This window comes from Campylobacter concisus (assembly GCF_003048615.2).
Classification (GTDB): domain Bacteria; phylum Campylobacterota; class Campylobacteria; order Campylobacterales; family Campylobacteraceae; genus Campylobacter_A; species Campylobacter_A concisus_C.
Map to the genome: position 1 here is coordinate 201,144 of NZ_CP049263.1, position 15,498 is coordinate 216,641.

The 15,498-nt window shown below is 41.5% G+C and carries 14 protein-coding genes; 13 read left to right on the forward strand and 1 reads right to left on the reverse strand.

The genetic code is table 11. The features are described 5' to 3' along the window. The first annotated feature begins 6 nt into the window (after nt 1-6). The 13 genes from nosZ to CVS89_RS01160 all read left to right on the forward strand — a co-directional run bounded on the left by nosZ (nt 7) and on the right by CVS89_RS01160 (nt 13,779). Nucleotides 7-2,595 carry a Sec-dependent nitrous-oxide reductase gene (nosZ, locus tag CVS89_RS01100; RefSeq protein WP_107848280.1) on the forward strand — a complete coding sequence of 863 codons (2,589 nt, stop codon included), beginning with the start codon at nt 7-9 and terminating at the stop codon, nt 2,593-2,595. 82 nt (nt 2,596-2,677) lie between these two features. Beyond that, on the forward strand, nt 2,678-3,433 hold the full coding sequence (locus tag CVS89_RS01105; protein WP_021087210.1) for a hypothetical protein: 756 nt from the start codon (nt 2,678-2,680) through the stop codon (nt 3,431-3,433). Next, nucleotides 3,426-4,682: a nitrous oxide reductase family maturation protein NosD gene (locus tag CVS89_RS01110; RefSeq protein WP_107848281.1), complete on the forward strand. Its 1,257-nt coding sequence runs from the start codon at nt 3,426-3,428 to the stop codon at nt 4,680-4,682. The genes CVS89_RS01105 and CVS89_RS01110 overlap by 8 nt, the downstream gene beginning before the upstream one ends. Next, complete coding sequence (locus CVS89_RS01115) at nt 4,675-5,352, forward strand: 4Fe-4S dicluster domain-containing protein (RefSeq protein WP_107848282.1); 678 nt, start codon at nt 4,675-4,677, stop codon at nt 5,350-5,352. The genes CVS89_RS01110 and CVS89_RS01115 overlap by 8 nt, the downstream gene beginning before the upstream one ends. Further along, a complete protein-coding gene (locus tag CVS89_RS01120) occupies nt 5,349-5,900 on the forward strand; it encodes a c-type cytochrome (RefSeq protein WP_107848283.1) in 552 nt (183 codons plus the stop codon). Before CVS89_RS01115 ends, CVS89_RS01120 begins: the two co-directional genes overlap by 4 nt. Then, on the forward strand, nt 5,897-6,358 hold the full coding sequence (locus tag CVS89_RS01125; protein ID WP_087581143.1) for a c-type cytochrome: 462 nt from the start codon (nt 5,897-5,899) through the stop codon (nt 6,356-6,358). The genes CVS89_RS01120 and CVS89_RS01125 overlap by 4 nt, the downstream gene beginning before the upstream one ends. Nucleotides 6,359-6,360: 2 nt before the next feature. Next, nucleotides 6,361-7,260, forward strand: a complete 900-nt coding sequence (locus CVS89_RS01130; RefSeq protein ID WP_107848284.1) for a NapH/MauN family ferredoxin-type protein — start codon at nt 6,361-6,363, stop codon at nt 7,258-7,260. 9 nt (nt 7,261-7,269) lie between these two features. Beyond that, nucleotides 7,270-7,923, forward strand: a complete 654-nt coding sequence (locus tag CVS89_RS01135; protein ID WP_107848285.1) for an ABC transporter ATP-binding protein — start codon at nt 7,270-7,272, stop codon at nt 7,921-7,923. After that, nucleotides 7,916-8,743, forward strand: coding sequence for an ABC transporter permease (locus CVS89_RS01140; protein WP_009295293.1), 828 nt, complete (start codon nt 7,916-7,918; stop codon nt 8,741-8,743). The genes CVS89_RS01135 and CVS89_RS01140 overlap by 8 nt, the downstream gene beginning before the upstream one ends. Before the next feature lie 134 nt (nt 8,744-8,877). Continuing rightward, entirely contained in the window at nt 8,878-9,285 is a 408-nt protein-coding gene (locus tag CVS89_RS01145; protein WP_107848286.1) for a tetratricopeptide repeat protein, read from the forward strand. A 693-nt stretch (nt 9,286-9,978) separates the two neighbouring features. Beyond that, nucleotides 9,979-11,076 carry a PepSY-associated TM helix domain-containing protein gene (locus CVS89_RS01150; protein ID WP_107848287.1) on the forward strand — a complete coding sequence of 366 codons (1,098 nt, stop codon included), beginning with the start codon at nt 9,979-9,981 and terminating at the stop codon, nt 11,074-11,076. Then, nucleotides 11,057-13,171: a TonB-dependent siderophore receptor gene (locus CVS89_RS01155; protein ID WP_107848288.1), complete on the forward strand. Its 2,115-nt coding sequence runs from the start codon at nt 11,057-11,059 to the stop codon at nt 13,169-13,171. The genes CVS89_RS01150 and CVS89_RS01155 overlap by 20 nt, the downstream gene beginning before the upstream one ends. Nucleotides 13,172-13,266: 95 nt before the next feature. Further along, complete coding sequence (locus CVS89_RS01160) at nt 13,267-13,779, forward strand: hypothetical protein (RefSeq protein WP_035144823.1); 513 nt, start codon at nt 13,267-13,269, stop codon at nt 13,777-13,779. On the opposite strand, the gene CVS89_RS01165 is transcribed toward CVS89_RS01160, so the two are convergent. Further along, nucleotides 13,776-15,350, reverse strand: coding sequence for a Na+/H+ antiporter (locus CVS89_RS01165; RefSeq protein WP_107848289.1), 1,575 nt, complete (start codon nt 15,348-15,350; stop codon nt 13,776-13,778). The genes CVS89_RS01160 and CVS89_RS01165 overlap by 4 nt on opposite strands. Between the last annotated feature and the right edge of the window lie 148 nt (nt 15,351-15,498).

Sequence of the window (15,498 nt, forward strand, 5' to 3'; positions counted from 1 at the left end):
GAGTAAATGCAAAAGTTATTTTGTGTCGCAAGTGCTGCACTGCTTGGGCTATCTTTAACTGCTGCTTGTGCTGCTAGTAGTGACCTTGAAAAAGTCATGAAAGAGCGCGGGCTAAGCGAAAAAGATGTCCTTGCAGCTGCTAAGACTTACCAGCCAAGCGGTAAAAAAGATGATTTCATCGTCTTTTCATCTGGCGGGCAGAGTGGTCAAGTGCTAGTTTATGGCGTTCCGTCGATGAGAATTTACAAATACATCGGCGTTTTCACCCCAGAGCCTTGGCAAGGATATGGCTATGACAATGAGTCAAAAGCCGTTTTAAAACAAGGCAACATCAGGGGCAAAGAGATAACTTGGGGCGATACACACCACCCAAATTTCACTGAGAAAAATGGTGAGTATGTTGGTGATTATCTATTTATCAACGACAAGGCAAACCCAAGGATCGCTGTCATAAATTTAAAAGACTTTGAGACAACTCAAATGGTTGTAAACCCTATCATGAAGAGTGAGCACGGCGGTAGCTTCATCACTCCAAACAGCGAGTATGTCATCGAAGCTAGCCAGTATGCAGCTCCACTTGATGATAACTATCACTCAATGGACGACTACGAAGCCGTTTATAGAGGCGCTGTGACATTTTGGAAATTTGACTATCCAAAAGGCAAGATCGACGAGAAAGCATCTTTCTCACTTGAGCTTCCTCCATACTGGCAAGACCTAAGTGACGCTGGTAAGGGCGAGAGCTACGGCTGGGGCTTTACAAACTCGATAAACACTGAGATGTATACAGGTGGTATCGAAAAAGGTCTTCCTCCATTTGAGGCAGGTGCTAGTAGAAATGACACCGACTTCTTACACGTTTATAACTGGCAAATTTTAGAAAAACTTGCACAAGACAAGAAAAACTACAAAGTTATAAATGGTCACAGGGTAGTTACAATAGATGCTGCTGTAAAAGCAGGAGCACTATTTTTGATCCCAGAGTCAAAGAGCCCACACGGTTGTGACGTAAGCCCAGATGGCAGATACATCATCGTTGGCGGTAAGCTTGATACTCACGCATCAGTTTATGACTTTAGAAAGATCAAAGAGCTAATCGATAAGAAAGAGTACGCTGGCACTGACCCATACGGCATACCTATCTTAGATAGAGAAAAGTCAATGCACGGACAAGTAGAACTAGGCCTTGGACCACTGCACACATCATTTGACTCACAAGATGGCATACTTTATACTTCACTTTACGTTGATAGCCAAATCGTAAAATGGGACTATAAAAATTTAAAAGTGCTTGATAAGATAAATGTTCACTACAACATCGGTCACCTTGACACAATGGAGGGCAAATCAGCAAAACCTAAGGGTAAATACGCAATCGCACTTGATAAACTTTCAATCGATCGCTTCAACCCAGTTGGTCCTTTGCACCCACAAAACCACCAGTTAATAGACATCAATGGTCCAAAAATGGAGCTAATCTATGATATGCCTATCCCACTTGGTGAGCCACACGACGTTGTTTCAATAGCTGCTAGCAAGCTAACTCCAGCGCTTACTTACAACATGGGTACAAACTCAAGAACAGGCGAGGCTAGCCCATACGCAACCCTAGCTGGTCAAGAAAGAGTTGAGAGAAACGGCAAAAACGTAACTGTCTATGCAACAATGATCAGAAGCCACATCAACCCAGAGCACATCGAGGTAAATAAAGGCGATAACGTAACAATTCACCTAACAAACCTAGAGCGCGCTCAAGATGAGACTCACGGCTTTGGCATCGACCTTTACAACATCCACGCTTCACTTGAGCCTGGCAAAACTGCTTCAGTAAATTTCGTAGCTGATATGGAAGGCGTCTTCCCATACTACTGCACCGAGTTTTGTTCAGCACTTCACCTAGAGATGATGGGTTATTTGCTTGTTAAAGATCCAAATAAAAAATATGAATCTGCAAAAAATAGCAAGCTAAAAACTCTAAGCCCAGAGGCTCTAAAAGCTGAGTACGACAAAGTAATCGCAACTAACAAAGCAACTGATGATGTTATCCAAGAGGTTGTTAAATACCTAAAAGAGAAACATTATGAGAAATATCCAAAAGTAAAAGCTTTGGTTGATGACGCACTTGATCAATACGGTCACATCAAAGAGGTAAAAGCTAAAGCTGACGAAGCTTACAAAAAAGGCGACGTAAACGGCGCTATCCTTTGGGAGTACCAAGTATGGCAATACATGGTTAAAACTGCTGACGTTGGTCTAAGAGCTAAAAACAACCTAGCTAAAGAGATCGCAACTCCGATGAGCCCAGCTGCTGCAAAAGGCGAAGAAGCTTATCTAAAAGGCGGATGTAATGGCTGCCATGTCATCGGTCAAGTAAGCTCAGGCCCAGACTTAACTGGTGTCTTGCTAAGACATGAAAACGGCGAAAAATGGGTAGCAGACTTTATAAAAGACCCTGCTAAATTCTATAACGACGACTACGTTAAAGCGATGATTGACTTCTTTAAACTTAGAATGCCAAATCAGCACATGAGTGACGAAGAGATCAAAAATATCATCCAGTATCTAAAATGGATAGACGAAAACGCAGGTATGTAGTTTTAAGGGGCAAATTTGCCCCTTTTAAATTTTAAAATTTAACTTTTTGCTAGGCTAAATTTTAAAATTTAAAGGAGAGATTATGAGTAAATATAAAATTTATACCATTGTTGCACTTATTATTATGAGCGTTTGTTTTACTCTGCCAGTCCTTGGCTGGCACGGAGCAAAAGAGCGTATAGCTAACGGCGACGAGCTACCATCTTATGCTTACACTATCTACGATCTTTATAGCTCATTTCAGTATAAAAACCACCTTTTGCCAAAAGAGGTGGCAAGTGATCTTCATAAGATGATCGAGCAAAAAGCAGAGATAGGCACGCCATCTCTTCCTATCTGGTACGTATCTCTTGAAGCGCCAAACTATCCAAAGGCAGCCTTTCCAGATGGCATCCCAGTATATTTTCACGTAGATGGATATAGTGGCGACGTGCACGAGATGAATACGATAAACCACTATATCGGCATGTATCCTATGGAGCATGGCGGCAATGTCGAGCGAGCCATCGCGCCTTATTATCTACTTATCGCCACACTTTGCATGCTTGCGTTTTTATACTATGACGGTAAATTTAACTCACTTCTCATGGTGCCAACCATCATCGCACCGGTGCTATTTATGAGCGCATTTGTGGGCTGGCTATACTGGTATGGACACAATATGCAAGAGTGGGGCGCCTTTAAGATCAAGCCATTTATGCCAACCGTTTTGGGAGATGGTAGCGTGGCGCACTTTACAACGCACTCATACCCAACTATCGGCTTTTGGGTGATGATGGTGATGAGCGTGCTTTGCATACTTGCGGTATTTTCAAAGAAAAAAGAGCTAAATGCGTAAATTTTCTAAATTTGCCCTTGTTTTTTTGCCACTTTTTGGCTTTGCAAACGTCCTTCAAGATGCGATAAACAACGCTAGCCCTGGTGATGTGATAAAGCTGGGGGATGCTGTTTATGAGGGAAATATAATCATTTCTAAGCCTCTTAGCATCATAGGAGAAGGCAAAAATGCCCACATAAAAGGGGAGGGTAAGGGCAGCGTTATAAAGATCATCGCTTCAAATGTGACACTTAAAAATTTAAAGATAAGTGGCAGTGGCAACGATCTTGGCGAGCTTGACGCTGGCATAGGCTGTGACAAGGCAAATAACGTTGAAATTTCTAAAAACGACATAAGCGATGTGCTTTTTGGGATTGACTTTAAAGAGTGCAGTAGCTCAAAGATCACTGAAAACAACATCACCTCAAAAAAGGGCGCTAGCCTTGGCTTTAGAGGCGATGCGGTGAGACTTTGGTATAGCCATGAAAATTTGATCGAGCGCAACAATATCCGCGACAGCCGTGACATGGTCGCATGGTACGCAAGCCATAATAAATTTCTAAGCAACAAAGCAGTTGGTAGCAGATATTCGCTGCATTTTATGTATGCTAATCAAAATTTAGTTGAAAATAACGAATTTATCGGCAACGCTGTTGGTATGTTTTTTATGTATTCAGCTAGCTCAAATATAAAAAACAATCTCGTTATGGATAGTGACGGCGCCTTTGGCATCGGCATCGGGCTAAAGGACGTATCTGACTTTACGATAGAAAATAACACCCTTGTCTATAATGCGCGTGGCATCTTGCTTGATAACTCACCGTTTCAGCCGGGATCAACTATAAATTTTATAGGCAATAAAATTTTACACAACGTAGTTGGCGTCTATTTTCACGCTACGCAAGGCACAAGCATCTTTGAAAACAACGACTTTATCGGCAACATGGACATCGTCGTAAACGACACCCCGGGCGAAAAGATGCTACTAAATAGATGGAGTAAGAACTATTATGATGAGTATGAGAGCTTTGATAGAGATAAAGATGGCTACGGCGACACGCCATTTTTGCACCTTTCATACATCGATCAGCTTTGGCAGTACTATCCAAATTTGCAGTTTTTCTACGGCTCAAGCGTCTTTAGCGTCTTAAATTTCTTAGCCAAACTCGCTCCATTTTCTGAGCCGATAAAGCTACTTGAAGATAGTTCGCCTAGGATAAAACCGCTTGATGTTTCAAATTTCAACGCTTTAAAGGCGAAACGTGGATAGAAGAAATTTTATGATAATAGGCTCAGCTGCAGCGGTGGCTGGATACGCCATAGGCAAGTTTTTGCCAAAAAGTAGTGGCGATAAGCTCTATCTTAGACCGCCAGGCGCTGTTGATGACTTTGATGATCTTTGCGTAAAATGCGGTCAGTGCGTGCAAGTCTGCCCTTATCACAGCATAAGCTTACTTGATATAGAAGATGGTTATTCAAGTGGCTCAGCTCACATCGACGCCAAAGAGCGAGGCTGCTACTTGTGCGATCTTTTCCCATGCGTGCTAGCCTGTCCTAGCGGTGCGCTCGATCACGCCACAAAGGTCGTGGGTGACGTCAAAATGGGCGTTGCAGTTTTAAGTGACACGGCTGCCTGTTTGAGCGTGAAAAGAGAAAATTTAAGCGAAGCTGGCGTTAAAGATCTGCTTGATCGCAAAGCCTATAACGACAGAGAAGAGGCGCTAAAAGATAAGATAAAAGGCAAGATCGGTAAAATTTGCGATCTTTGCGTCACGCTTTGTCCAGTTGGCGATAGCGCGATAGCAATGAGCGAGACAAATTTACCGCTTATAAAAAATGGCTGCGTGGGATGTGGCGTTTGCGCTGAGGTCTGCCCAGCAAAGATCATAAATATCGCCCCAAAGATGAGTTATGATGAAATTTACAAGGAGAAAAAATGAGAGTAATAATACCTTTAATAGCTGCTGCGTTGCTATTTGTCGGCTGTGAAAAGAGCGAGGACAAAGCGCAAGAGGCTGCTAGCGAGCAAGGTGCAAAAGTAGCCACGAGTGCTAGCATAAAGGTCGAAAAAAATGAAAACAACGAGAGCGCAAATAAGCAAAATGAATTTATAAAATACGATATGCACGGCGAAAAAAGCGTTAAATTTGGACTTGAAGACAACAACGTAAGCCGCCAGATCGGAGCGCTTGCCATGGTAAAAAGCCCGCTTCAAAGTATAAATTTAAGGCTTATAAAGGGCAGACTTAGCAAGGACTTCATCACAAAGTGCTCAGCCTGCCACGACGACTATGCAAATGGCATCATCGGACCATCTCTTCTAACAAAGAGCGAGGATGAAATTTATAAGATGATAAACGCTTATAAAAACAAAGAGAAGGTAAATGTGCTGATGCGTGATCTTGTTAAAAAGATGGATGAGAGTGAGATTAGAAATCTAGCAAAAGAGATAAGCGATTTTAATGCGCAGTTTAGGAGCAAACAATGAAAATCGGAAAAATCATAACGATCATTTTAGCGGTGCTGATATGTGGCATCATGGTGTTTATGCTAAGCCAAACTCCGCCTAAAAAGGAGAAAGTAGAAGCTAGCGTTCAGCCAAAAGTGGAGCAAAATATCTCAAAAGAGCAGTCAAAGTCTAGCGAGGAATTTGCCAGTGAAGATGAGCTAAAAAAGGTAAAAGAGCTAAGCCTAAGCGTGGCTAAGACGCAAAATGAAGGCGTTAGCAAGCAATACCTAACCTCTTGCGCACCATGTCACGGCGCAAATGGCAAAGGCGTCGTAGCGCCTGATATCACCCATCTAAGTAAAGAGGATCTGCTTAAAAAACTGGCTGATTATAAGGCTGGTAAGGTGCAAAACACGCTTATGAAGGGACTACTTACAAATGTTAGCGACAGCGATCTAAACAGCCTTGCTGATGAAATTTCTAAATTTAAAAAGTAAAAATGGATAAATATAACGTTCGTGCGACCGTTAGAAACGTAAGCTTTCTAAGCACGCTAATAACGACCACAAAAGATGGCAAAAAGCGTCCAAGCATACGTTTTTGGCGTATTTTTACCATCGTTTTAGTGCATCTTTTATTTGTGCTCTCTTACAGGGTCGATGTGCAAATTTTAGAGGGCGACATTAGCGCCTCAAGGATACTTGGCTTTCACCTAGCAGACGCATTTATGAGCTTGCAAGTCTTTTTAGCAACGCATGAAATTCATGTAAATTTACTAATTGGCTCGCTTAGTATCCTAGCCTTTTACATCATTTTTGGTGGCAGGGGCTTTTGCTCGTGGGTTTGCCCGTACTCACTCATAAGCGAGATAGCTGAGAAAATTCATGAAAATTTACGCGCCAAAAAGATAGTAAAACCGCGAGTTTTTGACACAAAGTGGCGATATGTTTTTACCATTTTATTTTTGGCTCTTAGCTTTGCTAGCTCAAGCCTAGTCTTTGAAATTTTTAACGTCGTTGGGATATTTTCAAGATTTATCATCTATGGCTACTTTCACGCTATCTGGCTAGTTGTAGCTATGCTTGTGGTTGAGATTTTCTTCTCGCGCAGGGCGTGGTGCAGGTATGTCTGCCCTGTTGGAGCGACCTATTCGCTACTAGCAAAGCCAAATGCGATAAAGGTCAGCTGGGATAAAGAAAAGTGCGATCACTGCTTGGTTTGCACCGATGTTTGCCTAGTGCCACACGTGCTTTTTATGACAAAAAAAGGCGCAAAAACTGATGATAGTAAAAAGCTCTTTAGGATAGCTGGGGCTGACTGCACGCTTTGTGGCAGGTGCATCGACGTTTGCCATCAAGATGCACTTAAATTTGACAACGGCTTTAAGAAACTCATATAAGGAAATTTTTTGATAGATATAAAAGAAGTAACGAAAATTTTTGGCTCGCAAAAGATACTTGATAGCGTCAGTCTAAATGTAAAAGCTGGCGAAAAGATAGCGATACTTGGGCAAAATGGAGCTGGCAAAAGCTCGCTTATGCGTATCATCTTGGGCGAGTTTGTGCCAAATAGCGGAAGTGTCGCGATAAATGGCGTAAATACCCTAAAAGATAGAAAAGAGGCGCTAAAGTTTATCTCATTTGTGCCGCAAACCCCGCCACCACTTAAATTTAGCCTGCGTGAGCTTTGCGAGTTTGTCTGCAAAAGCTCAAATGTAAAATTTGAAGATATTGAGAAATTTAGCAAGCTTTTAGAGCTTGACCTGCATGCAAATTTAAACAAGTCCTTTTACAAGCTCTCTGGCGGTATGAAGCAAAAGATGCTAATAGCCATCGCATTTGCCAAAGATAGTGAAATCTTGATGTTTGACGAGCCAACAGCAAATTTAGATGTAAAAGCAAGGGAGTCTTTTAAAAATTTGCTTGACAACTTCACGCGAAAAAAGACACTAGTTTTCATCTCGCACCGCATAGATGAGATCGCTCATTTGCTTGATAGATGCGTCTATATGGACCTTGGCAAGATCATCAAAGAAGAAAATTTAAGGAGCAAGAGTGAATAACCTTTTTTTAATAGCAAAACTAGACGTCAAAGAGTCGTTTCGCTCGAGGTGGTTTGCGATCTATGCGCTTCTTTTTTCTGCTTTGATGATAGGATTTTTATTTAGCGGAGTGACCGACTCGCGCGTGCTAGGCTTTTCTGGGCTAACAAGGGCACTACTTTTGTTTATACAAATTTGCGTCATCATCGTGCCGATATTTATCCTCATTTCAACCGTTAGAAGCATAAATCAAGACAGAGATACAAACCTACTTGAATACGTGCTAAGCTTCCCGCTAAGCCTTAAAGAGTACTACTTTGGCAAGGCGCTTGGGCGGACATTTGTCGTTTTTGTGCCGCTTTTGTTTTCGCTTTTGCTTTGCGTGGTGGTTGGCTTTATAAAGGGCGTGTCGATACCTTGGGGCGTGCTGGTGCTTTATTTTGGCCTGCTTTTTAGCCTAAGTATCGTCTTTTTATCGCTTGGCTTTTTCATATCAAGCCTTATTAAAAACCAAGAGACAGGCCAAGGCGTGGCGTTTTTGCTCTGGCTTATCATGCTAGCTTTTATCGACTTAGCGCTCATTGGGCTGCTTATGCGAAGCTCTGTCGATGAGTACGTCATCTACTCTATCGCGATGTTAAATCCGATCGAGCTTTTTAGGATAGCAGCGCTTAGCCTTTTTGATCCAAATTTAGCAGTCATTGGCACTGCGTCTTACTTTATCTTAGGCACATTTTCAAAAGCGACCTTCGTAGCTTATGCGATCATCTATCCTTTGGTGCTTGGCGCGATCTTGCTAGTTTGCGGCTATTTGGGCTTTAGCAAGAGAGATCTTGTTTGATTGTTTTTTGTTAAATAAGAGTTGGCTTTAAATTTAGACGAGGCTTGTATTATTCCACTTGTCCAACAAGAAACCTCCTTTTTGTAATGACCCCCTTTCCCCCAAAGGGGGGTTTATCTCTCTCAAGGAAATTTATGAAAAAATCCATTTTATTTTTAGCCTTTGCCCTTTTATCTCTAAGTGCAAACTGGGATGAAAACATGCAAAACTGCATCAACAAAAGTGACGCAAAAGCTTGCGAGAGCTTTACTAAAAAGCTTTCAAGCGAGTGCGAGAACAAAGATAAAACCTCTTGCTTTTTATATGCTGACATGCTAGGTCGAGGTCTTGGCGTGGAGAAAGATCTGGTTAGATCTTATGAGATATTTAAGTCGCTTTGCGAAAATGGCAGCAGCGAGGCTTGCTATGAGCTTGCTACAAAATATCTGCAAGGAAACGGCGTAGAGCAGAGCTTTGATCTATCTGCAAATGCCCTTGATAAAGCTTGCAAAATGGGCAGCAAACGAGCCTGCAACGTCTTAGAACTCGTGCCTAAGAATTAAAATTTATCTGAAATTTATATGTATGACGAAGCAAATTTGCAAATTTTAAAATTCCATTCACTCTTATCTGACTTGATAAAGCAAATTTATAAATTTTAAAACTTTACTCACTCGCCTTAGCAGACTACTAAATTTAGGTCTCGTAGCCACTCTCCACTAAATTTAGAGCCGAAATTACTCGTTCATGAAATTTTAAAATTTGATAGAACTTTTGAAAAAATAAATAAAATAACTTTTGAATAAATCACGTTTAATATTAATAAAAATAAAATTTCAAATGTGATTTTTGCTTTCATGCAAAGCATATATTTTTACCTTTTCAAAAGAGAAATTTCTTTAGAAAATGCCTAAATATCGTGATTTACTTTAGTATTACGCAGAATTTCTTTTTTATTAACTAAAAATTTCATTAAAATTTATATTTAAATAATAACATTTCATCGTCCTAAACGGGCACTCCTTTTTGTAGCGGTTAAGACTTTGCTTCCCCCTTTTCTGGCTTTTCCGCTTACACAAAGAGGAGTTGTCTCTCTTTTTTAAACTCAATTCCTTACCTTTATAAACTCAAATTTCACAAACGTCACTTTCTTTTTAAAATTATATTTTGATAATGGTTTTAAAAATTATAAAAGCAAAAATCTTATAAAATTGCGAGCTGTTATCAAGACTAACTTTTAAAAGGTGGCAAAAGGGGTGAAATTTTTAAATTTAAAGCTTTTTTACAAGGTGCATGCATATTTGTCGCTTCTCTTTTTTACCCCGCTTGTCGTAGTTTGCTTTAGCGGTGCGATCCTAGTTTATAAAGACGAGCTAAACAGCCTTTTTCGCCCAAATATCGTAAATGTAAATTTAAACAAAGAAAATTTGAACAAAAGGATCAGCTTTGATGAGCTAAGAGATATCGTCGCAAGCGAGCTTAGCGGCTACGAGATGGTTGGCATAAATATCGATGCAAACCCTAAAAAATGCGACAAAATCTGGCTAATCGAGCATAACGATAGCAAAAAAGAGTGGAAATTTATCTATTTTGACGCTTTTAGTGGCAATATAAAGAGCAAGCCACTAGCACACGATGAGGGATTTTTCGGGGTTTTAGCGCATATCCACGAGGAGCTTCTTCTTGAAAAAAGTGGCAACATTATCCTCTTTTTGACAGCTATTTTTACATTTTTTATCTGCATTAGCGGCTTTGTGATCTACCGTAAATTTTGGCTAACTCTGCTTAGATTGCGCGTAAATGGACTAAACGTTTTCATGAACGACATCCACAAGATAATAGGAATTTTTTGCACGCCAGTTTTACTGCTCATTTGCATAAGCGGCGCTTGGTGGGAATTTCAGATGGCATGCGCGCCAGAGTTTAAAGATGACTTCGTGATAGACGCAAAAATTTACAACAAAAGTTTATCTCTTGATGAGCTGGTGGCGCGAAGCAAAAAGGATATCAAAGGCTTTGAGCCACACTTCATCTCGCTACCTTTCATGCAAGGGGCAAACATCCGCATCTTTGGCTACGTGATATGGCAAAGTTTCTTGCATAACGAATACTCAAGCGTGATCACCTACGACAAAGATAGCGGCAAGCTAGTTAGCGTCCTAGACATAAAAAATGCAAATTTAAGCGAGAAAATCCTCTCGGCCTTTAGGAGATCGCACTTTGGAAACTACAACCAAACTACAAAATTTATCTGGTTTATGGTAGGCATCTCGCCGCTAGTTTTGAGCATCTCAGGGCTTTATCTGTGGTTTAGAAAATTTAAAAGGAGAAAAAATGAAAAAAATTTTACTTAGCTTAGTTGCTTTAAATTTGGCATTGCCTCAAATTTATGCTAGTGAAAATGACAAGGTTTTAGAAGCGGTCGATGTCGTGGAGAGCGAGCGAAGAGACGATGCAAACTACTTCGCAAAAGAGCTTGTAAAGAGCACAACAAGGCTAAATTTAACCTCTCGTCAAACGCCACAGTCGCTAACTGTGCTAACAGAAGCAAGGCTAAAAGATCAAGGCATCAAGGACTATCAAGTGCTTCTTAGAAATATCCCAGGCGTCACGCTAAACAAATGGGACGAGCGCGTATATCCGACGGCTCGTGGCTTTAAGATAGATTATTACTTGCTTGATTCGATGCCTAGCTTTGGCGGCTTTAGTCTTGGCGCAAATGATATGAGCTTGCTGCCTTATGAAAGAGTCGAGGTGGTAAAAGGAGCAAATGGCCTACTTACAGGCGCTGGCAACCCAGCTGCAAGCTTAAATTTCATAAGAAAAAGGGCAGACTCAAAGGAGCTAAAAGGAAATTTTGGTGTAAGTGCTGGCTCATACGATAGATACAGCGTAAATGGCGACGTGCAAACACCAGTAAATGAGAGCGGAAGCGTTAGAGCAAGGCTTTCTTTTATGCATGAGAAGTCGCACTCTTATATGGATTATTACAACCGCAAAAATAGCGCGATTTACGGCATAGTTGATAGCGACATAGGCGATAACTCATGGCTTAGCCTTGGTGCGTTTTATCAAGAGCTAAGACGACGTGGCGTTAGATGGGGCGGTATGCCAGCATTTTACACAGATGGCTCTAGGACAAATTTTAGTAAAAATGAAATTTTCTCTCAGCCTTGGACTAGGTGGGATATAAAAACGCTTGATTTCTACGCTGATTTTAAGCACTACTTTGAAAATGAAGCGAGCTTAAATTTAAGCTACTCATTTAGACGGGCAAACACTGACTCAAATTTACTCTACTACGGCGGAGCGGTAAATTTAGATGGCACCGGCAACATAGGTGGTCTTAGCGCTTATGCAAATAAAAGAGAGGAGAATATCCACAACGTCGATGCTTATGCAAATATCCCTTACGAGATAGCAAATTTATCTCATGAGTTTGTCTTTGGCGCGATGTATAACAACTATAAAAAAAGTAGCGATAAGGTAAGTAGCTACTGGTTGCAAAGGACTACGCCAGCAGGGCTTGCTTATACGGCTAGAAACAGGATAGACTTTAAAAACTTACACCTTGATGATCCAAAGTTTCCTTACGAAGATCAAAATAACAAAGACAAAACGATACAAAAGGCATTTTATGCGGCAAATAAACTATCAATCACCGATGAGCTTAAATTTTTGCTAGGTGCTAGGGTGAGCTACTACAAATACGAGATCGAAGGCGGCAAAGACAATAGAAATTTCACAAATGAGATCACGCCATATCTTGGCATCACTTACGACATCGGAGCAAACCACACTCTATATGCTAGCTACACGAGCATATTTAAACCTCAAAGCGTAAAGGACGCAAACGACAAGTATCTTGATCCGATCCAAGGCAAGGACTATGAGGTGGGCATCAAAGGCGAGTATCTTGACGGGGCGCTTCAAGCAAGTCTTGGCATCTTTAAGATCGTGCAAGACAAGCTTGGCATAGATACTGGCAAGATAAATCCAGCGACAAATGCCAAAATATATGAATCTGGCAAAGGCGTGACAAGTAGGGGCGTCGAGCTAGATCTAAACGGCGAGATCACTAAAAACTTAAGCCTAAGCTTTGGTGCAACGCACTTTAACGCAAAAGATGCTAATGGTGAAAAATACACCACCGACTCATCAAGAAGCACGGCAAATTTATTTGCAAAGTATGAATTTAGGGACTTTAGAGTAGGGGCTGGAGCTATGTATAAGAGCAAAATTTACACTGGCAAAGGCGCAGGTGAGATCACACAAAAGGGCTATACTTTGGCAAATTTGATGTTTGGATATAAATTTGGTAAAAACTTTGACGTGCAGCTAAATATCGACAATCTCTTTAATAAAAAATACTACGAAGGTATCGGCAAAAATATGATGGTTTATGGCGATCCACGCACATTTAATCTCAGCTTTAACTATAAGTTTTAGCTAAATTTACTCTAACGCGCCAGCTAAATTTCTAGTTGGCGCTCTTCATTTTTTGCATAGGGGTGTATAATTTCAAGAAAACTAAGGAATTTGCATTGCTTAAAGTGGAAGTGATATATAAATTTTGTCTTGTTTGCGCTCTTGCTTGTGGGATCTGTCTGCTTGCATTTACTGGGCTAAATTTCGCCATGGGCGATTATAGTGAGTGGATGATGAGCGCGCATAAATTTGCAGGAGCTTTGATCGTTTGTGCCGTGATCTTGCACATTTTTAACCGCAGAAAAAAGCTAGTAAAGCTCATAAATGAGATAATCGACGTCACCACGCACCGCAAAAATCCAACGATCTGTAACATGGACCGCATCATCGCCTCGCTTGAGCCTTACACGATCAGTGAAATTTCACGCATGCTTGGCTTTGACGAGGCTCTGTTTTGCAAGAGCTTGCGCGAAAATGATGTTAAATTTAATGACGCTAGCCAGACCCTGCGCCAGATCGCACGGCTAAACGATGAGAAGATATTTTTCGTGCTTGTGCTCATCGTCGAGGCCAAATTTGGCAAGAGATTTTGTGGCGCGGTAAGCTGCAGCGTCGGGAGAAAATTTTAGTACTCGCTATGCTCCTGCCACCTTCGCTCCTCAAGGTCGATGTGATACAAAAAGATCCTGATGATCTCTTCGTCGATTTTTGGGTCTTTGTTTAGCTCACGAAGCGCCTTTCGCTGCTCATTTAGGATCTCAAAATAGGTCTGCCTGACCTCGTCGCTGATCTCGAAATTTTCATTTGAAAGCTCGAAATTCCAAACTTCTTTGAGTTTTTGGAACAAGAAATTCTCCTCATTGCAAAATTTCTCGCTTTGAAATTTAAGCGAAGCCTCGGCAAGTGCCTTTTTTATCTTGATCCTTGCAAGCTCATTTGGCATGTGGTCGTTAAAGTCTGGAAATTTGACACTTTTTATAAGTAGCGGCAGAGTTAGTCCCTGAACTACGAGCGTTAGCAAGATAACGACAAAGGTGATAAACAAGATGAGATCTCTATGCGGAAACGGCTCGCTACCAGCCATGGCGGGGATAGAGAGTGCCGTAGCTAGCGAGACTACGCCCCTCATGCCCGCCCAACCGACGATCAATGGTGCGGCTTTGCCAGGGTTGCGATCGTCCGCCACGCTGATATAGCGCTTCATAAACATCGTGATATAAACGGCTCCATAAGATGACATGAGGCGGATAACGATGAGCACGGCAGTGACCAAAACGCCGTAAGAGACCGCCTCAAAGAGCGAGACGCCGCTACGCTTTAGCCCTGACAAAATTTCAGGCAGATCAAGGCCGATCATGGTAAAGGCAAGGCCGTTTAGCAAGAAAATAAAGTTGTTCCAAACGGGCACTGCGTGGATCCTTGTTGAAGCGGTGAAAATTTCATTTTTCTTAGTCGAGAGATAAAGTCCGCCACAAACCACCGCCAAAACGCCGCTAGCACCTAGCTCCTCAGCCAAAATATACATGATATAAGGCGTCGTGATCGTCATTATCGTATCGCTGTTTTCATCAGTTGGCAAAATTTTATGTAAAAAATAAGCCGCAAGTGCCACTACAAGACCCGCCAAAATGCCGCCAACCACCATCCAAACAAAGCTAGCAGCTGCCTCATACCAGATAAACTGCCCAGTTGTGACCGCAACTGCGGCAAAGCGAAAGATGATGAGCGAGGAGGCGTCATTTAAAAGGCTCTCGCCCTCCAAAATGGCGCTGATCCTGCGTGGGGCTTTGACAAATTTAAGGATAGCTGCCGTGCTCACCGCATCTGGTGGCGAGACGATGGCTCCTAGCATGAAGCCAAGGGCGAGCGAGAAGCCAGGGATCACTAAATTTGCTATCACTGCAATCGCTGCTGCGCTTATGAAAACCATGATAAAGGCGAAGCTGCCAATCATACGGCGCCATTTAAAGAGCTCTTTTAGCGAGTTTTCCCACGCAGCCTCGTAAAGAAGTGGCGGTAAAAATATGATGAAAATAAGCTCGGGATCGATCTTGATACTTGGTAAATTTGGCACAAAGCTAATGGCAAGCCCGCCAAGGACTAATAGCACCGGATAGGCGACTTTTAGGCGGTTTGAGACCATCACCAAAGCGATGATGATGGCTAGCAGTGCGAAAAATAGCAGCAAATGTTCGATCATTTTGTCTCTTTTTGGTTTTATAAATTTGCATTAAATTTAGGAGATTTTAGCACTTTAGGTTTAAATTATTTGTCTGTTTAGTTTGACTTATTTTAAAAATTTAATATATTTTTGACTTTTTTTTGATAATATACAAATAAATTAATTC

Excerpts from the sequence above, each read along its gene's own strand:
- CVS89_RS01110 (WP_107848281.1), top strand. The coding sequence starts at position 3,426 with ATGCGTAAATTTTCTAAATTTGCCCTTGTTTTTTTGCCACTTTTTGGC.
- CVS89_RS01105 (WP_021087210.1), top strand. The coding sequence starts at position 2,678 with ATGAGTAAATATAAAATTTATACCATTGTTGCACTTATTATTATGAGC.
- CVS89_RS01165 (WP_107848289.1), bottom strand. The coding sequence starts at position 15,350 with ATGATCGAACATTTGCTGCTATTTTTCGCACTGCTAGCCATCATCATC.
- CVS89_RS01130 (WP_107848284.1), top strand. The coding sequence starts at position 6,361 with ATGGATAAATATAACGTTCGTGCGACCGTTAGAAACGTAAGCTTTCTA.
- CVS89_RS01145 (WP_107848286.1), top strand. The coding sequence starts at position 8,878 with ATGAAAAAATCCATTTTATTTTTAGCCTTTGCCCTTTTATCTCTAAGT.
- nosZ (WP_107848280.1), top strand. The coding sequence starts at position 7 with ATGCAAAAGTTATTTTGTGTCGCAAGTGCTGCACTGCTTGGGCTATCT.
- CVS89_RS01120 (WP_107848283.1), top strand. The coding sequence starts at position 5,349 with ATGAGAGTAATAATACCTTTAATAGCTGCTGCGTTGCTATTTGTCGGC.
- CVS89_RS01125 (WP_087581143.1), top strand. The coding sequence starts at position 5,897 with ATGAAAATCGGAAAAATCATAACGATCATTTTAGCGGTGCTGATATGT.
- CVS89_RS01155 (WP_107848288.1), top strand. The coding sequence starts at position 11,057 with ATGAAAAAAATTTTACTTAGCTTAGTTGCTTTAAATTTGGCATTGCCT.